This window comes from Acetobacter tropicalis, from assembly GCF_030644465.1.
GTDB classification, from domain to species: domain Bacteria; phylum Pseudomonadota; class Alphaproteobacteria; order Acetobacterales; family Acetobacteraceae; genus Acetobacter; species Acetobacter tropicalis.
Genome location: NZ_JAUYUW010000001.1, coordinates 2,750,715 through 2,769,667, shown reverse-complemented (window position 1 = coordinate 2,769,667; position 18,953 = coordinate 2,750,715). Strand labels below are relative to the sequence as shown.

Annotated in this window: 15 protein-coding genes; 9 read left to right on the top strand and 6 right to left on the bottom strand. The window is 57.6% G+C overall.

The genetic code is table 11. The annotated features are described in order from the left end of the window. Nucleotides 1–7: 7 nt before the first annotated feature. Genes QWU00_RS12580 through QWU00_RS12570 form a run of 3 tightly spaced genes read left to right on the top strand, consistent with a single transcriptional unit; the run spans nt 8 to nt 2,795 of the window. Nucleotides 8–1,036: a class I SAM-dependent methyltransferase gene (locus QWU00_RS12580; protein WP_035377876.1), complete on the top strand. Its 1,029-nt coding sequence runs from the start codon at nt 8–10 to the stop codon at nt 1,034–1,036. Then, nucleotides 1,033–1,854: a peptidoglycan editing factor PgeF gene (pgeF, locus tag QWU00_RS12575; protein ID WP_045542941.1), complete on the top strand. Its 822-nt coding sequence runs from the start codon at nt 1,033–1,035 to the stop codon at nt 1,852–1,854. The genes QWU00_RS12580 and pgeF overlap by 4 nt, the downstream gene beginning before the upstream one ends. Continuing rightward, entirely contained in the window at nt 1,851–2,795 is a 945-nt protein-coding gene (locus QWU00_RS12570) for a hypothetical protein (RefSeq protein ID WP_035377874.1), read from the top strand. The genes pgeF and QWU00_RS12570 overlap by 4 nt, the downstream gene beginning before the upstream one ends. A gap of 103 nt (nt 2,796–2,898) precedes the next feature. On the opposite strand, the gene QWU00_RS12565 is transcribed toward QWU00_RS12570, so the two are convergent. Continuing rightward, complete coding sequence (locus QWU00_RS12565) at nt 2,899–4,317, bottom strand: transglycosylase SLT domain-containing protein (protein ID WP_035377872.1); 1,419 nt, start codon at nt 4,315–4,317, stop codon at nt 2,899–2,901. Nucleotides 4,318–4,509: 192 nt separating this feature from the next. Between QWU00_RS12565 and QWU00_RS12560 the strand changes: the two genes are divergently transcribed. Genes QWU00_RS12560 through QWU00_RS12550 form a run of 3 tightly spaced genes read left to right on the top strand, consistent with a single transcriptional unit; the run spans nt 4,510 to nt 6,583 of the window. Then, entirely contained in the window at nt 4,510–5,400 is an 891-nt protein-coding gene (locus QWU00_RS12560; protein WP_035377867.1) for an ABC transporter permease, read from the top strand. After that, nucleotides 5,397–6,236 carry an ABC transporter ATP-binding protein gene (locus QWU00_RS12555; RefSeq protein WP_052051147.1) on the top strand — a complete coding sequence of 280 codons (840 nt, stop codon included), beginning with the start codon at nt 5,397–5,399 and terminating at the stop codon, nt 6,234–6,236. Before QWU00_RS12560 ends, QWU00_RS12555 begins: the two co-directional genes overlap by 4 nt. Nucleotides 6,237–6,247: 11 nt before the next feature. Continuing rightward, nucleotides 6,248–6,583, top strand: a complete 336-nt coding sequence (locus QWU00_RS12550; protein WP_035377865.1) for a YnfA family protein — start codon at nt 6,248–6,250, stop codon at nt 6,581–6,583. Nucleotides 6,584–6,849: 266 nt separating this feature from the next. On the opposite strand, the gene QWU00_RS12545 is transcribed toward QWU00_RS12550, so the two are convergent. From QWU00_RS12545 to QWU00_RS12525, 5 genes are all read right to left on the bottom strand, one after another. After that, nucleotides 6,850–8,205, bottom strand: coding sequence for an inorganic phosphate transporter (locus QWU00_RS12545; RefSeq protein WP_035377863.1), 1,356 nt, complete (start codon nt 8,203–8,205; stop codon nt 6,850–6,852). A gap of 325 nt (nt 8,206–8,530) precedes the next feature. Further along, nucleotides 8,531–9,589, bottom strand: a complete 1,059-nt coding sequence (locus QWU00_RS12540) for a transporter (protein WP_035377861.1) — start codon at nt 9,587–9,589, stop codon at nt 8,531–8,533. A 152-nt stretch (nt 9,590–9,741) separates the two neighbouring features. After that, nucleotides 9,742–10,011, bottom strand: coding sequence for a hypothetical protein (locus QWU00_RS12535; protein WP_035377859.1), 270 nt, complete (start codon nt 10,009–10,011; stop codon nt 9,742–9,744). Between the two features lie 180 nt (nt 10,012–10,191). After that, nucleotides 10,192–11,259 (bottom strand): histidinol-phosphate transaminase, encoded by a 1,068-nt coding sequence (gene hisC, locus QWU00_RS12530; protein ID WP_035377857.1) that lies wholly within the window; start codon nt 11,257–11,259, stop codon nt 10,192–10,194. Nucleotides 11,260–11,622: 363 nt separating this feature from the next. Next, nucleotides 11,623–12,195, bottom strand: coding sequence for an ankyrin repeat domain-containing protein (locus tag QWU00_RS12525; RefSeq protein ID WP_081938934.1), 573 nt, complete (start codon nt 12,193–12,195; stop codon nt 11,623–11,625). Between the two features lie 580 nt (nt 12,196–12,775). On the opposite strand from QWU00_RS12525, the gene tkt reads away from it, so the two are divergent. From tkt to gnd, 3 genes are all read left to right on the top strand, one after another. Beyond that, nucleotides 12,776–14,878: a transketolase gene (tkt, locus tag QWU00_RS12520; protein ID WP_035377856.1), complete on the top strand. Its 2,103-nt coding sequence runs from the start codon at nt 12,776–12,778 to the stop codon at nt 14,876–14,878. Nucleotides 14,879–14,974: 96 nt separating this feature from the next. Further along, a complete protein-coding gene (locus tag QWU00_RS12515; protein WP_035377854.1) occupies nt 14,975–17,830 on the top strand; it encodes a bifunctional transaldolase/phosoglucose isomerase in 2,856 nt (951 codons plus the stop codon). 23 nt (nt 17,831–17,853) lie between these two features. Next, nucleotides 17,854–18,855, top strand: coding sequence for a phosphogluconate dehydrogenase (NAD(+)-dependent, decarboxylating) (gene gnd, locus QWU00_RS12510; protein WP_035377853.1), 1,002 nt, complete (start codon nt 17,854–17,856; stop codon nt 18,853–18,855). The last annotated feature ends 98 nt before the right edge of the window (nt 18,856–18,953 follow it).

Below are 18,953 nucleotides of genomic sequence, written 5' to 3'. Positions count from 1 at the left end.
GCGAACCATGCCTCCCCTCCCCCCCGAAGCCGAACGGCTGGATGTGTTCATGGCGCGCGCCAATGCCCGCTATTACGCAACGCACCCCTTGCTATCGGACTTCATCACTGCGCCTGAAATCTCGCAGGTCTTCGGGGAACTTCTGGGGGCATGGGCCGCCATGGTCTGGGTTAGCATGGGCCGCCCGAACCGCATCATTCTTGCAGAAGCAGGACCCGGGCGCGGCACCTTGATGGCGGATGCCCTGCGGTTGATTTCCAAGCAGGTGCCAGCTTTTGCCCAGTCCCTTGAGGTGCATCTGATTGAAACCTCCCCGCTGATGCGAAAAGCTCAGCAGGCCGCCCTGGCACGCTACACGCACCCCACCTGGCATGACACGCTGGAAAGCCTGCCTGACGGACCGATGATCCTACTAGCCAATGAATTTCTCGATGCCCTCCCCATCCGCCAGTTTGAACACAACCCCAAGAACGGCTGGCAGGAACGCTATGTCCAAGGTGCATTGTTCTGCCTGGCTCCCTGCCCCCCACCAGTTCTGCCAGATGGCCGAACATTGGAAGACAACAGCGTGGTGGAGGTTTGTGAACCTGCCCTCGCTGTGGCCCAGATGCTCGGCCAGCGCTTCTGCCACACACCGGGAGCAGCTCTGTTTCTTGATTACGGCCATTCTTCCAGCCTGACCGGAGACTCCCTGCAGGCATTGCGGCATGCTCGCCCGGCCCACCCCCTTGAAGCCGCCGGGGAAGCCGACCTGACCGCCCATGTTGATTTCACAGCTTTTGCTGCGCAAGCGCAGCAAGCGGGTGCTCAAACTTATGGGGCGGTCACACAAGGGACGTTTTTACGTGCTCTAGGACTGATGGAACGGACCGAACAGCTTGCAACCCATGCCAGCGAGGAAGACGCCGCCATGCTCCGCAGTGGTGCCCAACGCTTGGCGGCACCGGAAAAAATGGGGCACCTTTTCCGCGTTCTGGCGCTCACCAGCCCCACCCTGCCTGCGCCTCCCGGCTTTATGAAAGGACCGGCTGCATGACCTCCGGCATCCGCCCCAGCACCTCTCAGCCTTCTGGCACTAAGCCTTCTCCTTTAACCAGCCCCTTGCTGTCCGGCACACGGCACGGGTTTTTTACGCGTGAAGGCGGGGTCTCCACCGGCCCCTATGCCAGCCTCAACTGCTCAACCCGCGCAGGGGATGATCCGGCCAATCTGGCGGAAAACCGCCGCCGTGTTGCGCAGTGGATCGGCGTATCCGCAGACAATCTGCTCGGCGTTACGCAGGTTCACGGCAAGCGCGTTATCACGGTAACTGAGCCCTGGCCGTTTGGAGCGGGAGAAGAAGCTGATGCCATGGTCACCACACGCCCGGATGTTGCGCTAGGCACCATAACCGCAGATTGCGCTCCCGTGCTGTTTGCCTCGGCCGATGGCCGTGTGGTGGGGGCTGCCCATGCTGGATGGCGTGGTGCATTGGCCGGAGTTCTTGAAGCAACCCTGAACGCCATGCAGGATTTGGGCGCAACCCCGGCAGACATACGGGCCGTAGTTGGCCCCTGCATTGCACAGGAAAGCTATGAAACAGGCGAGGACATGCACCACGCCATTGTCTCCGCTGACCCACAGGCTGCTCGTTTTTTTGCGCCGGGCCAACGCCCCAACCATTACCAGTTTGATCTGGCCGGATGGTGCGTGTTCCGGTTGGAACGGGCCGGCGTTGGCCACGCCGTGGCTCTGGGCGTAGATACCATGCGGGATGAGAAACGCTTTTTCAGCCACCGGAGGCGCACTCTGGCAGGAGGAGGCCCCATCGGACACCAGATTTCTGTCATTGCGCCCGGAGCCCAGAACGGATGATGTCTTTCTTCCGCCAGACTGCCCTTCCCCTTTCCGCTCTTCTTCTGCTTGGCGGCTGTCTGGATGTGCCTCATCCTTTTTCCAATCCGGGGAAAGAAGCCCAACAGCTTGCAGCCAACGCGCCCCCCTCCCGGTTGGATATTCCCACCCCCACGGACTCTCTACTCCCCAATGATGGTGCGCAGGTCTGGGCCAAGGATTTGGCGGCAGAACTCTTGCAGCAGACCATTCCAGCCATGGCCCAGCCTGTACGCAAGGGAGACTGGTGGCTGAAAGTGCGCGCAGAAATGCGGGGCGGTCAGGTTGTGCCTCTCTATGTTGTCATGACCCCCAAGAACGAGATCCGGGCCACACAGGAAGGTGCCCCCGTACCCGCACAGCAATGGTCAACGGCCGATGCGCAGATGCTCAACCTTGTAGCGGCTGATGCTGCCCCGCGCATTGCCTCTGTCCTGACGGGTATTCAGGCGGATGATATGGAAAAGGACCCGCACAGCCTGAAACATCGGGCCGCGCGTGTCTACTTCACGGGTGTAACCGGTGCCCCGGGCGATGGCGACATCTCTCTTTCCCGCGCATTTGCCGCCTCCTTCCGCAATACGCCGGACACCTTGCAGAACTCGCCTGAAAATGCCGATTTCACGGTCAAAAGTCACGTCAAGCTGACACCGGGCCCTGCAGGCACTACCGGCCATCCTCAGGAACACATCGAGATTGTCTGGCAAGTGCTGGATAAAGCGGGGAAGGAAGCAGGAGCCGCCACCCAGCTTCACGATATCGAAGCCCATTCTCTGGACCAGTATTGGGGGGATGTGGCCGTTGTTGCTGCACAGGAAGCTGCGGCGGCAGTGGACCAGATTATTGACCGCTATTCGGGCCGGGAAAACGCACCCCTGCCAGACGCAACGGCGAAATCCAAAAACGCTGATCAGAAGAAGTAATCTTAACGTCGATAGAAGGATTGCGTGGAGCATAAAGATAATCCTCCTGCTCCACGCCCTTGTTCTCTCGGGCCATACCGGCCCGAGATTGGCCTTTTAACGCTTAGGAGCGGGAAGAGGGGGACACAACCACACATCCGCTCAGATGACGGCAGGCTGCTACGGCATCTTCGTGCGAGAGATTGGTGAGTCGTGCCCGGTAAAGGCGGCTTTTGTTCACCTGCACCGCAGCCACCTGCACCTTTGCCCCAGAAAGGGACGAGTTGGCACGGGTTCTGGCTTGCCCTGTCGCCTGCTGCGCCATGGACGCAGAGCCAAAAGCCCCCACCTGAATAGCCCAGTCGCGCGCCGCAGCAGTCCGCGCCTTACGGGTCAACAACGGTGCGGGTTCAGCCATGGCAGGCGTGACCAGATGAAAATTATGGCCATTCTGCCGAGCTGCCGGAGCAGGGGTGGAAGCCGCCACACGCACAACATGCGCGGGCGTCGCTTCTTCCTGCGCCGCAGGGTCAGCAATGGGATTGTCAACAGGTTCGGACGAATCGACCGCTTGCGCAACCTGTACCGGCTCGGAGGTTGCCGCGCCTGCACCAAGCCGTTTGGCCCAAGCCGCACTGACATCATTCCGGCTTGTGGCAGCCGCTATGCTGGAGCCTGAATGCGCAACGGGATGCCAGTCTGCCCCATAAGACGGCGTGACGGGTGCATTGCCATCATTGGCGGCCTCAGCCACCTGCACGGGCTGCGTATCGGCACTTCCCTCCCGCCTGCGGGCCCAGGCAGTCCGTACCGCACTGGTTTCAGGATTGGTCTGCACAGGCTGGTAGGCAAGAGCCATGGAATCGTGGCTGGCGACCAGAATATCGGCCTGAGACCGATTGGACGGAGAAATTCCGACAATCTTGCGGCCTATGGACGCCACATAATTGCGGGTCTCACGCGGAAGGGTGCGGTTGCGGGTCAAAAAATCTTCAAGCCGACCCGGTCCCGCATTGTAGGCGGCCAGAAAACCGGGAGACCCGTAGATATCATACATCTGCCGCAGATAGGCGGTGCCCGCCATGATATTATCATGCGGTTCATAGGGGTCATCGCCAAGGTTGTAGGCGTAACGCATTTCATCGTAGGTGGGCGGCATAAGCTGCATCAGCCCCATGGCGCCGGGAACCGATGTGACAAACTGACCGTTATGGAACAGGCGCCCCCCTGATTCCTGCTGCATTACGGCCCGGACCCAGGCTTCCGGCACGTCAAACCGTTTGGCGGCCTCCTGAATATACGGCCCCCACGGATCTTCGGGCGGACCCGGCGGCGCGTAGTAGGACCGGGCATGCGCCCGATACTGCGCGGCTTCCTCTGCTACAGGCATAGTAGGGGCATCCCCTGGCCGCGGCTGGCCCGCGCAGGCGGCCAGCAAGGCCAGAAGACCAAGTGCTGGCGATGTGCCGAAAACACGACGCAGCATTCTGCCACTGCGCCGGCCCAGGAAAGCACCGGAACAGAAAGATGGCCTGGATGTCATGAATTATATCCGCCCTGCCTGAAAGACGAGGAGCACCGGCCGACCCGGAAATCCTCCTGAAAGTATTTGGAAAAAATCTTTCCTGAATGTTTATAACGCCATTCTTTTCCATGCAACACGTCATGCGCAGGAAGCATATGGCGTGAGAGCTGAGAGTTGCAGGCGCAAGCCTGATCGGATAGGCGAGAAAGCATGATGGTCAGTTCCTCCTCCCCCGAGCAGACATTTGCCGCGGATCGTTCTGCGCCCGCTCCCCAGCATTCTGGAGAACCAGAAGAGTGGAGCGCAAAAAAATCCCGCATCCTGCTTGCGTGCCAGGATATTGCAGAGGCCTGCGCTTTGTGGCGCTTGGCAACAACTCTGGGCTGGCTGGATGTGCGGCTGCAATATAGCGGCTCAACCTTCGGGCCTTTCTGGCTCACGCTCACAACGGCGGTAATGGTTGGCGCCATGGGGGTTATCTATTCCCAGCTTTTTCATCTGAACATACACGATTATCTGCCCTACATCTCAATTTCGCTGATTCTGTGGCAGAACGGGCTTTCCACCCTCATTCAGGAAAGCTGCAGCACCTTCACCCGCGCCGCCGGAACCCTCCGCTCGGTCACAATGCCGTACACGGTGCAGGCTTTGCGCACCACAATCCGGTGCGGTATCATGTTCAGCTATACGGTTGTTGTTCCCGTGGCCGTTTTTATCATCATGGGTGTGTGGCCTGGTATAACCATGCTACTTGCCCTCCCTGCCCTTATTCTGTGGCTGCTGGACTGTGTGGCGTTCTGCCTGCTTCTGGGCTCTGTGTGCGCACGTTTTAGGGATATTCCTCCCATTGTTGGCAGTCTTCTGCAGATCCTGTTTTACGTTACCCCTATCATCTGGGAGCCAAAACAGCTTGGCTCCGCTGCATGGTGGCTGTATCTGAACCCGTTTTATTCCATGCTTGAAATTGTGCGCAGGCCCTTTCTTGGCCAACTTCCCAGTGGAATGGCGTGGTTGATCGCTCTTGGCGGTAGCGTGCTCCTCTGTCTGCTGGCGCTGTTTACGTTCTCCCGCTCCCGCAACCGGCTGGCATTCTGGGTATGAGCACCTCTCCTCTTCAGACTCGGCGTGTGCCCAATGGCACTTCCCGCATTGATATTGATCACCTCTCCCTTGATTTCCCTATTTTTCATGGAGGGGCTCGCTCCCTCAAGAAAATGCTGTTCAAGCGGGGTAAGTCCATTCTCACCAACGCCACTGGCCCTCGTACTGGTGGTCAGGTCCAGCTAAGACCCGGTGAAAGTGGCACCGTATATGTGCAGGCACTGGAGGATGTTTCCCTCCACATCCGCGCGGGCGAACGCGTGGGGCTGATTGGTCATAACGGCGCGGGCAAATCGACTCTTCTGCGCGTTCTGGCCAGCATCTACATGCCCGATGCTCCGAATGTGCATATTCACGGGCAGGTTGCTGCTTTGCTTGATGTCAATTCTGGTATGAATCAGGAACTGACAGGGCGTGAGAACATCACCCTGATGGGCCGCCATAAGGGCATGACTACCGCGCAGATCAAACAGTTGGAGCAGGATGTGGAAGCCTTTGCCCAGCTTGAAACCTTTCTGGATCTGCCTGTGCGCCTCTATTCTACTGGCATGCGTATCCGGCTGGGGTTTGGCATTGCCACCACCATGACGCCTCAGATCCTGTTGATGGATGAATGGTTCATGGCGGGAGATGTGCATTTTCAGGAACGAGCGGAGAAACGCCTCGCCTCTGTAGTGAATGGCACGGATATTCTGGTCATTACCTCCCACGCGCTGGGTGTTCTGGAAAAATGGTGCACACGGCTGGTATGGATGGAAGCAGGCCGTATCCGCATGGATGGCCCGACCAGGGACGTTATGCAGGCTTATCGTGCCTCTGCTGCGTCCTCAGCCTAACAGAAGGCGGCATGCTGTTTCTGAAACCTCTGGTCATTTATCTGCTGGCAGGTTTCGCTGAAATTGCCGGATGCTTCGCCGTTTGGCTCTGGCTGAAAGAAGGACGCTCGGCCTGGTTGCTGGCGCCGGGTGTGCTCAGCCTTCTGTTTTTCGCAATCGTGCTGACCCGCATTGATTCTGACAGCGCAGGCCGGGCCTACGCCGCTTATGGCGGCGTCTATATCACCGCCTCTCTCCTGTGGATGCGCCTAGTGGAAGGGAGAAGCCCAGACAGGTGGGAAATACTGGGAGCACTGATCTGTCTGGGAGGAGCCTTGATGATCCTTCTCGCGCCCCGCAGCGCGTGACAGGTGCGGCAAACCCGTCCTCTGAGACGCTCCGCCTTATGCGTGTATGGCTCGAAAACAGTCCTTTCTGCTGCGTATTTTAGAATAAGCCGCGCTCTTGCAAGCCATATCTAGAGGCATCCATCGCTCCCTCCGCCCTGTGCGACGCCAGAATAATACATCGGACATCTGCAAGGCCCCTGCTGTGGTCAAAAAAATCCCTGCCAGCACAAAAGCTTAGGCAGGAATTTCCTTAACGACACAATGCCACTTCAGGCGGCGCGTATTTACATGCTCATCACATAAAACAGCGATGCTGCAATCGCGATGGTAATGGGCAGTGTGAAGATCCAAGCCAGCGCAATTTTGGTCAGCATGGCCGGGTTGATGCCGCTTCCTGAACCTATCATGGTGCCAGCAATACCAGCCGTGATGATATGCGTGGTTGATACGGGCAAGCCAGTATAACCAGCCGTGGCAATCAGACCTGCACCCACCAGTTCTGCCGAAGCGCCCTGTGCCGGTGTAAGATGGGTGTTGCCAATTTTCTCACCCAACGTATGCACGATGCGCTTGTAACCGATCATTGTGCCCAGACCGAGGCACAGCGCGCTGAGCAGACGCACCCACCATGGCGCATATTCCACAGTAGGACGCAGGGTAGCACTGATATCCTTGGCTGTTTTCTTATCAGCAGCAGAGGCATCCGGGTTGTTGGTCACGGCTTTCAGGCCAGCAATAACCTCGTAAATATCAGCCCGCAGCATGGACGGAACAACCTTTTCCGGGTCTGTCTGCTGCAAACGGTTGGCTGAAAGCACGGCTTCATCACGCAGGCCATCATGATCATACTTGTCAATCAACGGAGCAGCGATGACAGCCTGAGGCGCGATCTGGGCAATATGCGGTGCCGCATTGGGGCTGAGTGCAAAGGTAGCGGGCAGAATACCGATAATGGTCAACATGATCAGGCCGATACTTTTCTGACCATCATTGCTGCCGTGGGAGAAGCTGACACCCGTGCAGGTCAGGATCAGCAGGCCACGCACAAATTTATGCGGTGGCTTTTCACCCTGCGACGGCTGATACAGTTCCGGGTCCTTTATCACCAGTTTCATGAGGGTGTAGAGCAGCCCGGCCCCCACCAACCCTAGAATGGGGGAAATTGCCAGCGCCCGCAGCACTTTCCAGATCTGGGACCAGTCAACACTGTTGCCCAGTCCACGGGCATGCAGAAACGCATCCCCAATCGCCACACCAATCAGAGCACCAATGACGCAGTGCGAACTGGAATTGGGAATACCAAACCACCAGGTAAACAGGTTCCACGCCAGCGCTGTGCCAAACAGGGCGATCAGCATGGGCACGGCGGGGTCACCGTTAGGGGGAGAGAGCACGTCTGCGGGAAGCAGTTCAACAAGGCCGTAAGCCACGCTGATACCGCCAGCCAACACCCCGATGAAGTTCATGAGGCCAGACCAGAGCACGGCCTGCTTGGGCTTGAGGGAATGCGTGTAAATAACCGTGGCAACGGCATTAGCCGTATCATGAAAGCCGTTAACAAATTCAAAAACGCAGACCAGCAGAAAACAGATGGTCAGCGCCAGAAGCGAGAGCACCGAATACGGAGCAAAATGGAGCATGGGAACCACGAGGTGAGTTGCGATACCCCGTATTAAACGCGGAATTTTATGTATTTCACCTGCACAAGGCCGGATTTCATAAAAAATTAACCAAACCATTACCTGACCGGAGAGCGACCATTTCTCTCCTTGAGACGCTCTGACTTGCTCTTTAAAAAGAAAAAACGAATTTTTTTCTTTTGTTAGAAGTCTCTATCAGGCTCCAGGTACCTTTTACACTCAAGCCCCCTACGTCAGACCATGCCTGTAAAACACTGCGGGCAGAAAGGCTCTTACGCCTTTGAACGCGAGCTCGCCCTGCAAAATGCCCGGGCCGAGTCCAAAATCAGAGCAGCTTTGTCAGCTTCAGTACAAACCAGGTGCCAAGCATGATAATAAAACACAGACCGCCCGCCTCTACCGTGCCCCAGGAGCCATCCGTCAGGAACATTCCGCCTGTGTTCATACCGAAAAAGCCGGTCACAAAGGTGGCAGGCAACATCAAGGTTGTGCCGACAGACACGATATACAGCCGACGGTTGGTTTCTTCCGCCTGATTGGATGTGAGTTCATCCTGAAGGGACCGGGCACGGTCCTGCAAGGCTAAAAGGTCATCCAGCGCTGCATGAACCTGCCGTTGGGAGCGGTCACGCAGATCGTCCTCAGCCCATTCCGGCAGTTCAAGTTCTTCATCGCGGAAAATACGATCAACAGGAGCCAGCACCCGGCGTAACTCCGTAGAGCGCCGCCGAACAAGGCCCAGAAGCCCACTCATACGGCCCAGATCCGTGTCCCGATCCAGCATGAGCAACACATCTTCTGCCCGATCCAATTGATCATCAAGCCGCGCAAAATCACGCCGCAGCGTATCAGCAAATTCCAGCAGGGCACGATCAACCAGATTAGCCGGAGAACGTGGCACCAGACCGCGCTGCAATTCATGAAACACAACCCCCAGCGCCGGAATGGGGTGCCGTCGGGTAGTAATCAGCAAATCGGGCTGAAGTGCAAACCGCCATGTGCTGACATTACGGTCATCATCCGTGGTGGTATCATCAAACGCGGGTAGCGCGCCAAACACCGTCTCATCCTCATTATCCAGACGGATGCTGCGTTCCAGATTGGTCAGAACCTGCCGCACTTCCTCGGGAAGAGACGGAATGCTCTCAATCTGGGCGCGGGAGAGGGTGTGGACAATATCAAAATGAAACCAGGCCCAGCCTTCCATGGCAGCAATTTCAGGCGGGAAAACGCCTGTCGCCAGCCTATGGGAGACCACTTCACGGTCCAGTTCCAGAGGTTCCTGCCCGGGGCGGCAGAAAATGGCCCAGATCAGGCCATCACGCAGCAAGGTGCCACCTTCCGAGAGAAGATCAGGCATAGTGGACGAGGTGGTTCCGGCCATCACTCTACTCCCTACTTCCCGAAATGATGACCTTTGCCCCTGAGGCGGCTGAACTGCTTCCTGAAAAGGCATTTCAGCCTGCCATTGCAGAGTCGCCCGCTACATATCACGAGGTGGCGGGGTTACAAAATACGGCTCTCCCAATCTACCCCTTACCGCCCACGCACAGGTCGACGCCCCTGCGGCGCTCCGGCTCCCTGACGCGGTGCAGAGGTTTTCTGGGCGGATTTCAACACCGGAGCCGCACTGATTTCGGCTTCAAGCTGGGCAATACGCTTGCGCACGCTCTCCTTTAAGGCCGGAGACGTATGAGACTTCATACCCGCCAGAGTTTCCTTGAGGTCGCGCAGTTGTTTCTGCTTTTCGGCCAGATTGCGGCGGATGGGCTGGTTATCAGAAAGCTGACCATGAAAGGCACGCATGGGGGTAAAACTCCATCTCTCAAACACGCCCGGATGTGGCACCACACCACAACAGAGCACACATATAACGCACTTCCTCTCCCGCTCTTTCAGCAAAGGGGAGAACAAGCGATCCTGATTATTGATACAGAAAACACGCCTAACCGCCGCAGCCTTGTCGGCACGACGGTGAGAGCCTGTTCAGGTATTGCGGTGCAGGATATCCCGCAAGGCAGAGAGCAGCATAGCGCACTGCTGGTCTGTCCCAACCGTAATACGCAACCACGATGATGTGCGCGGACCACGCAAGTGGCGAACAATTATGGCGCGCTCCCGCAGGGCCGCCGCCAGTTGCACCGCATCACGATCAGCAGGATAAGCATAAACAAAATTGGCTTGTGAAGGCAAGACGTCAAACCCCAGTCCCTGCAGGCCGGAGGTCAAACTGGTGCGGGACGCAATAACCTTCTGAACGGACTGCTCAAACCACGCTTCATCTTCAACAGAAGCCGTTGCACCCGCCTGCGCAATACGGTCAAGCGGGTAGGAATTAAAGCTGTCCTTGACGCGCACCAGCGCTTCAATCAGGTCCGGCTGACCGAATGCAAACCCGACGCGCGCACCAGCCAGAGCCCGAGACTTGGAGAACGTCTGCACCACCAGAAGATTGGGATAGTCTTTCACCAAGGTTACAGCGCTTTCCGCACCAAAATCCACATAGGCTTCATCCACCAGCACCACACGGTCCGGATGCATGGCCAGCAACGCCTTGATCTTATCCAACCCCAGAGCAACCCCGGTGGGCGCGTTGGGGTTAGCCAGCACCACGCCACTACAAGGGCCTGTATAATCCTGCACCCGGATACGCATATCATCTGTCAGCGGCACAAGCCTGTATGGCAAAGAATACAGGCCGCAATACACCTTGTAGAAGCTGTACGTCACATCCGCGAACAGCAGCGGGTCCCCATGTGCGAACAACGCCTGAAACGCGTGCGCCAGCACCTCATCAGACCCGTTCCCGACAAACACATACTCGGGCGGCAACCCGACACGCTTCCCCAGCGCCGTGCGCAGGGCCAGACATTCCGGGTCAGGATACAGGCGCATGCTCTCATCCGCTGTGGCCCGCATGGCCTCCAGCGCACGCGGAGACGGACCATAGGGAGATTCATTGGTGTTCAGCTTGATCAGATCAGCCAGTTTGGGCTGCTCACCCGGCACATAGGGCGTCAGACTATGGACAAGGGGGCTCCAGAAACGGCTCATGCTGAACTATCCGCAAAAAAAGAGGCGACCCAAAAGTGGCCGCCCTTTCCCCTACCTGATGCCGCCCCGACTGAAAACCCTGCCAATCAAGAAGCAGATCCCTCCGCCCTATATCCTACGCGGACAATGGGCTCTGTTACGCCTGCCAGCACTCTAATCACCCAAAGACGCTACCGGAAAAGCTGCGACACAGGCGAGAGGAAGGATTTTGCAGAACCTAAAAAAGCAGTTTTAAAGACCCCACGACCCATGAAGACAAAAACCCTCAGCATTCAGCCACGGACACCCCGCCAGACCAGCCTGACGGCTCTTCCAAACTGACGGACGATCTTTTCAATCCGCGTCTCAACACGCCCAGTTCCGTCAGGAGGCTGCGCGTGTTTCCTGTTTCATGAGGCCTGCAAGAACGGTGTTCCCCTGCCTGCGTGCAAGATCCTGCGCGTTCAGCCCTTCTCCATCACGGCGGGTTGGGCAGGCGCCGGCTTTCAGCAGCAGCTTGGCCATGTCATCCCGCCCGAACATTACGGCAAACATCAGCGGCGTACGGCCAACACTATTGGGCACATCAACCCCGGCCCCTGCTTCCAGCAGAAGGCGCGCGATCGGCAGATTGCCTTTGAAGGCCACCCCAGCCAGTGCAGTTGCCCCTTTTTCATCTTGCAGATCAGGCTTGGCTCCGCCTTTCAGCAAGGCTGAAACAGCATCTATATTGCCGTTGTAAGCCGCCAGAATAAGGGGCGTATATCCTTTTTCAGCGCGCAGGTTGGGGTCCATTCCGGCTTCAAGAAAACTTGCCAGAAGTTCTGCATCCCCTTCACGCGCGGCGTTAATGAACAAGGCTTCAATCTGCTGTTGTGTAAACCCACTTGCCGCGGCCTCTGCGCCTGCGGGCATGGAGTCCTGCAAACGGGGGTCCTGAGAAGAAACCTCTGTCATGACCAACCTCCGGTTAAAGTGTTTACGGGTTGCAAAACAAGCGCGCAGTCAGCGACGCACCCCAAGGTAAGCATTGCACCGCGCATAAAACTCTATAACGCAAACGCACCATCCTGTGCAGCGTTTCCTTCCCGCAGAGCAGATTACACTCTCGCGAGTATGATGCGTCGCGCCTCATCAGACCGTCATCACAGGTTTGTGATGACATCCTCCTCTGCTCAATCTTCCCTCACCTGATCAGGCTATCCGCCCCAACAAAGGCACCAAGCTCCCATTAAAGAGGGCTCCCCTAGTTTTCTTCCGCGCCCCACCCAGTTTCAGATGCAGAAAAATAATGGCCCCATGCCCTGAGTTCTCATGCAGCCCGCAGGTTTTTCCGGCGTTACATGCAGAAGACCATTCCGCATTTTATGTCCCTGCTTCATCAGGATTGCGCCTGCTCTCTTGCCGAGCAACACCTGACCGTGTGAATGTGCGGAGCCTTGAGGAGCCAACAGCCGCTTTTTGTTCTATAAAGCAGTGTACGGGCTCCAGAATATTTTGCGGGCCGGAAGAAGCCCACTCTGGAGGATAGGTTAGCATGCGTGCCTTATTTCCCACCCCTCTCCGCGCACCAGACGGTGCGGAAGCCGGCGGGACGGCCAGTCTCGATAACCTGTGCATCAACACCATCCGCACCCTTTCCATGGATGCTGTGCAGAAAGCCAATTCCGGGCACCCGGGCACAGCCATGGCCTTGGCTCCTGTTGCCTATACCCTGTGGCAGGATGTGCTGAATTACGATCCGGCAGACCCGCTGTGGCCGAACCGTGACCGCTTTGTGCTGTCCATCGGCCATGCGTCCATGCTGATCTATTCCCTCATTTATCTGGCCGGTGTTCGGCAGGTCAAACAGGGCAAGGTCACCAACGCCCCTGCCCTGACGGTGGAAGACCTTGAGCAGTTCCGCCAGCTTGATTCCAAAACACCCGGGCATCCAGAATACGGCCACACCACGGGCGTTGAAACCACAACCGGCCCGCTGGGTCAGGGCTGTGGCAATTCGGTGGGTATGGCCATGGCCGAGAAATGGCTGGCCGCCCGCTACAACAAGCCGGGTTTTGAGCTGTTCAACCACCATGTCTATACCCTGTGTGGGGATGGCGACATGATGGAAGGAATCTCCAGCGAGGCCGCCTCAACCGCCGGACATCTGAAACTGGGCAACCTGATCTGGATGTACGATGCCAACCGTATCTCCATTGAAGGGTCCACCGATATCGCCCTGACAGAAAATGTGGGTGAACGGTTTGCCGCCTATGGCTGGCAGGTGCTGGAACTGAAGGACGCGAACGATACCGCAGCCCTGAAAGACCTTCTGGCCAAAGCCAAAGCAGAGACAACCCGCCCCACCTTTATCCTTGTACATTCTGTTATTGCCTGGGGCGCACCGCATAAGGCAGGCACGGCCGCAGCCCATGGCGAGCCGCTGGGTGCGGAAGAAATTCGGGAAACCAAGAAAGCCTACGGCTGGCCGGAAGACAAAAGCTTCTATGTGCCTGACGGCGTTCTGCCCCACATGCAGCAGGGCCTTGGCACACGTGGCGCAACCGCCCGCGCAGCGTGGGAAAAACTGTTCGCGGCTTACCGTAAAGATTACCCGGAACTGGCCGCTGAACTGGATGGTATTTTCAGCGGCACCCTGCCGGAGGGCTGGGATGCAGACATCCCGACCTATGAGGCCAGCGAAAAAGGCATTGCCTCGCGCGCCAGCTCTGGTGAAGTGCTGAACGCTGTGGCGGGTCGCCTGCCGTGGCTGCTGGGTGGCTCTGCTGACCTTGCCCCTTCCACCAAAACCCTTCTCAAAGGCGAGCAAAGCTTCCAGCCCAAGGAATGGAACGGCTCCTATGCAGGGCGGAACCTCCACTTTGGTGTGCGTGAACACGCCATGGGAGCCATTGTAAATGGTATGGCCCTCTATGGTCTGCGCCCGTTCTGCGCCGGGTTCCTGATTTTCTCTGATTACATGAAGGCACCCATCCGTCTGGCGTCCCTCATGCAGCAGCCGGTCACATATGTGTTCACCCATGATTCCATCGGGGTGGGTGAAGACGGGCCAACCCATCAGCCAATCGAACAGCTTGTGCAGCTTCGTGCCACACCGGGCATGACCACCATCCGCCCCGGTGATGCAAATGAAGTTGCGGAAGCATGGCGCTTCCTGATTGCCAAGCAGGATGGCCCGGTCGCTCTGGCACTCAGCCGCCAGAACCTGCCTACGCTGGACCGCAGCCGTTACGCTCCGGCCTCCGGCGTTGCGAAAGGCGCTTATGTGCTGGCAGACAGCAAGGAAACACCCAAGGTGATTCTGATTGCCTCGGGAAGTGAACTGTCTCTGGCTGTTTCCGCTTATGAAACGCTGAGCAAGGACGGCATCCCGGCGCGCGTGGTCTCCATGCCAAGTTGGGAACTGTTTGAAGCCCAGCCACAATCCTACCGTGATAGCGTGCTACTGCCTTCCATAACGGGCCGCGTTGCCATTGAAGCCGCCTCACCTATCGGGTGGGACCGCTACACTGGCTTCAGTGGTGAGATCATTGCCATGCACGGATTTGGGGCCTCCGCCCCGGCGGGCAAACTGATGGCAAAGTTCGGCTTTACACCAGAAGCCGTTCTGGATGCCGCACGCCGTCAGGCCCGTTAACGCCGGACGTGGCTCCGCCACGCGCCATACAGATGCACTTGGAATGCACTCCTGCCCTATTCCGGGCAGGAGTGCAGCAGATAAGGGACGTTAAACATGACTGCTTCACACACTCAGGGGGCTAACCCGTTACAGGCTCTGGCAGCGGTTCAACAGTCTCCATGGCTGGACTTCATCCGCCGCTCCTTTGTGGAAGACGGGTCTCTGGCGCGCCTGGTGCAGACTGATGATGTGCGTGGTGTTACTTCCAACCCTGCCATCTTCCAGAAAGCCATGGGAGAAGGCACGGAATATGATGCCCAGATCAAATCTGTTCTGGCGCAGGAGATTGTCTCCCCCGGCACGTTGTATGAAAAACTGGCCGTGCAGGACATCAAGACAGCGGCCCATGTTCTGGCCCCTGTTTACGAGCAGACCAAACGCCGTGATGGCTTTGTCAGCCTTGAAGTCTCCCCCTATCTCGCACGGGACGAAAAAGGCACGGCCCATGAAGCCGCCCGCCTGTGGGCCGATGTGGCTGAACCCAATCTGATGATCAAGATTCCGGCCACCCCGGAAAGCATCCCCGCCATTCGGGAAACCATCGCAGCGGGCATCAATGTCAACGTCACACTGATTTTCGCGCTTTCCGCCTACAAGGCCGTTGTGGATGCATGGCTCTCCGGGTTGGAAGACCTGCATAAAAAAGGCGGTGATCTCTCCGGCGTGGCGTCTGTCGCCTCTTTCTTTGTGAGCCGAATTGACGGCAAGATTGATGCGGAAATAGACCGCCGCGTGAAAGCTGGTGACAAGAACGCCGATGGCCTGCAGGCCCTGCGTGGCAAGGTGGCCATTGCCAATGCCAAACTGGCCTATGTTTACTGGCAGGAAATTATCCAGACCCCGCGCTGGAAAGCACTGGCGGCTGCAGGCGCGCAACCGCAGCGCCTTCTGTGGGCCTCCACCGGCACCAAGGACAAAGCCTATAGTGATGTCCTGTACGTGGACAACCTGATTGGTCCGCATACGGTCAACACCTTGCCCCCCGCCACCATGGATGCTTTCCGTGACCACGGTACCGTCAAGGAAACACTCGGCACAGGAATTGATGCCGCACGCCACGTTCTGGCCGAAGCAGAACGGTTCGGGCTGAACCTTGAAGGCGTTACAAAAATTCTGGTTGATGAAGGCGTCGCCTCCTTTGAGGAAGCGTTTGACGGCCTTTTGGGCTCTGTCGCCGCAAAGCAGAAAACCCTGCTGACCGACAAGCTGACCGACATCAAGACCGCCCTACCCGAAAAACTGGAAAAGGCCGTGCAGGACGGCTTGGACGATTGGCGCAAGAACGGCACCATCCGCAAGCTATGGAACAAGGATGCCTCCGTCTGGACCGGCGGAGAGGAAGCCAAATGGCTGAAATGGCTGGACACGGTTGATGAACGCCTTGCCCACGTTGCCGAACTGGAAAGCTTTCAGGCTGAAGTCAAAGCCCGTGGTTTCAAACAAGTTCTGCTGATGGGCATGGGCGGCTCAAGCCTTGGTCCGGAAGTGCTGGCGGAAACATTCGGCAAGCATGAAGGCTTTGGCCACCTGTATGTGCTGGACAGCACGGACCCGCAGCAGGTTGCGACCTACGCCAAGAAAATTGACCCGGCGAACACGCTGTTCATCGTTGCCTCCAAATCTGGCGGCACGCTTGAACCCAACATCATGCTGGCCTATTTTCATGACCTCGCCAAAAAGGCGCTGGGCGAGAAAGTTGGCAGCCATTTTGTCGCGATTACAGACCCCGGCTCCAAGCTGGAAGCCCTCGCCAAAAAAGAAGGTTTCTGGAAAATTTTTGCTGGCGAACCGCAGATTGGCGGCCGGTATTCCGTGCTCTCCAATTTCGGTCTGGTTCCCGCCGCAGCCTCTGGCATTCCGGTCAAACTGTTTCTGGAAGACGCTCTGCGCGGCGTGCGCATGAGCGATGCCAGCGTGCCCCCTGCCCAGAACCCCGGCGTATTGCTCGGCACCATTCTGGGCGTTGCCGCAACGCAGTTCGGGCATGACAAACTGACCGTTATCGCCACACCGCAGATTGCCGATTTTGGCGCCTGGCTGGAACAGCTTGTGGCGGAATCCACAGGCAAGCACGGCAAGGGCATTATCCCCATTGATGAAGAAACACTGGGCGGCCCCAAACGCTATGGCACGGATCGTCTGTTTGTGTACCTGCGTCTGGCACCAGAACACCGGCATGAGCAGGATGAAGCCATTGCCACGTTGATTGACGCCGGGCAGCCGGTAGTGACCATCACGTTGCACAGCAAACGCCAGATTGCGCAGGAATTCTTCCGGTGGGAGCTGGCTACTGCGGTCGCAGGCGCGTTTCTGGGCATTGATCCGTTTGACCAGCCGGATGTGGAAGCCAGCAAGGTTGAAACCCGCAAGCTGACAGATGCCTACAACAAAACCGGCAAACTACCTGCCGAACAGCCTTTTGCGGAACACGGCCCGTTTGCTTTCTTTGCAGACAAGACCAATGCCGCTGCCCTGAAAGGCGATAGCGCAGAAGCCATTCTGAAAGCCCATTTCGATCGTGTAAAAGCCGGGGATTATGTCGCCCTGCTGGCCTATATCGAACGGGACACCGCAACGCGGGAATGGATTCAGCACACACGCCTGAAAATCCGTGACACCAAAACCGTAGCAACAGCGGCCGAGTTCGGTCCCCGTTTTCTGCACTCCACCGGGCAGGCCTACAAAGGCGGCCCCAACACCGGCGTTTTCCTGCAAATTACAGCCGATGATGCCCATGACCTGCCGGTTCCTGGCGAGAACTACTCCTTCGGGGTTGTCAAAGCGGCTCAGGCGCGGGGAGATTTTGATGTGCTGGCCGAACGTGGCCGCCGGGCTCTGCGCGTGCATATTCGGGGCAGCCTGAAAGACGGTCTGGCCGAACTGGCCAAAGCCGTGCACCAAGCAGTCTGATAACAGAACAGAAGGAACGCAGCATGCAGATCGGCATCGTCGGGCTTGGTAGAATGGGCGGCAATATTGCCGTCCGCCTGACACGACACGGGCATGACGTGGTGGTGTATGATCGTGACACCTCCGCCGTGGAAAAAATTGTGGCCCGAGCAGAAGCCGGACGCGCCACAGCAGCCAGCAATCTGGCCGATGTGGTGGCCAAGCTGAGCGGCCCGAAAAAAATTGTCTGGTCCATGCTGCCTGCTGGCGAGATTACGGAAGAAACCGTGATGTCTCTGTGCGGCCTGCTACAGCGCGGCGATATCGTGATTGATGGGGGCAACACCTATTACAAGGACGATATCCGCCGCGCCAAAGTTCTGGGCGAAAAAGGCATTGATTACATTGATGTCGGTACGTCCGGCGGCGTGTGGGGCCTGGAACGCGGCTATTGCATGATGTATGGCGGCCCCAAGGCCGCAGCCGACCATATTGATCCGATCCTTGCCGCACTGGCACCCGGAATTGGCGATATTCCGCGCACCCCCGGCCGTGACGAAGGGGAAAACCTCGATCCTCGGGCTGAGCAGGGTTATCTGTATTGTGGCCCGGCGGGATCAGGCCATTTTGTCAAAATGGTTCATAACGGCATTGAATACGGCATGATGCAGGCCTTTGCGGAAGGGTTTGACGTCATGTACCGCAAGGATTCTCCACTTCTGGCCGAAGACGAACGTTTCTCTCTGAACATGGCGGATATTGCCGAAGTCTGGCGCCGTGGAAGTGTTGTCTCCTCCTGGCTGCTTGACCTCACGGCGCAGGCCATGACCAAAAATGGTGAACTTTCCGAATTCTCCGGGGAGGTGAATGATTCCGGCGAAGGCCGCTGGACCATTGAAGCCGCTATTGAGGAAGCCGTGCCCGTTCCGGTCATGACAGCAGCCCTCTTTACCCGTTTCCGCTCACGCTCCGGCAATACCTACGCGGAAAAAGTGTTGTCTGCCATGCGCTTCGGCTTTGGTGGCCATGTTGAAACCAAAGACTAACGCGGTATTTTAACCGCATCCTTTACCGGTGCGGCTTTCCTTTCAGCCTGACAGGCAAAGCCGCACCCTATTTTTGATGTGATCGGGAGTTGAAGCTG

Coding starts and splice junctions, on each gene's coding strand:
- QWU00_RS12580 (WP_035377876.1), top strand. CDS start 8: ATGCCTCCCCTCCCCCCCGAAGCCGAACGGCTGGATGTGTTCATGGCG.
- pgeF (WP_045542941.1), top strand. CDS start 1,033: ATGACCTCCGGCATCCGCCCCAGCACCTCTCAGCCTTCTGGCACTAAG.
- QWU00_RS12570 (WP_035377874.1), top strand. CDS start 1,851: ATGATGTCTTTCTTCCGCCAGACTGCCCTTCCCCTTTCCGCTCTTCTT.
- QWU00_RS12565 (WP_035377872.1), bottom strand. CDS start 4,317: ATGACATCCAGGCCATCTTTCTGTTCCGGTGCTTTCCTGGGCCGGCGC.
- QWU00_RS12560 (WP_035377867.1), top strand. CDS start 4,510: ATGATGGTCAGTTCCTCCTCCCCCGAGCAGACATTTGCCGCGGATCGT.
- QWU00_RS12555 (WP_052051147.1), top strand. CDS start 5,397: ATGAGCACCTCTCCTCTTCAGACTCGGCGTGTGCCCAATGGCACTTCC.
- QWU00_RS12550 (WP_035377865.1), top strand. CDS start 6,248: ATGCTGTTTCTGAAACCTCTGGTCATTTATCTGCTGGCAGGTTTCGCT.
- QWU00_RS12545 (WP_035377863.1), bottom strand. CDS start 8,205: ATGCTCCATTTTGCTCCGTATTCGGTGCTCTCGCTTCTGGCGCTGACC.
- QWU00_RS12540 (WP_035377861.1), bottom strand. CDS start 9,589: ATGGCCGGAACCACCTCGTCCACTATGCCTGATCTTCTCTCGGAAGGT.
- QWU00_RS12535 (WP_035377859.1), bottom strand. CDS start 10,011: ATGCGTGCCTTTCATGGTCAGCTTTCTGATAACCAGCCCATCCGCCGC.
- hisC (WP_035377857.1), bottom strand. CDS start 11,259: ATGAGCCGTTTCTGGAGCCCCCTTGTCCATAGTCTGACGCCCTATGTG.
- QWU00_RS12525 (WP_081938934.1), bottom strand. CDS start 12,195: ATGACAGAGGTTTCTTCTCAGGACCCCCGTTTGCAGGACTCCATGCCC.
- tkt (WP_035377856.1), top strand. CDS start 12,776: ATGCGTGCCTTATTTCCCACCCCTCTCCGCGCACCAGACGGTGCGGAA.
- QWU00_RS12515 (WP_035377854.1), top strand. CDS start 14,975: ATGACTGCTTCACACACTCAGGGGGCTAACCCGTTACAGGCTCTGGCA.
- gnd (WP_035377853.1), top strand. CDS start 17,854: ATGCAGATCGGCATCGTCGGGCTTGGTAGAATGGGCGGCAATATTGCC.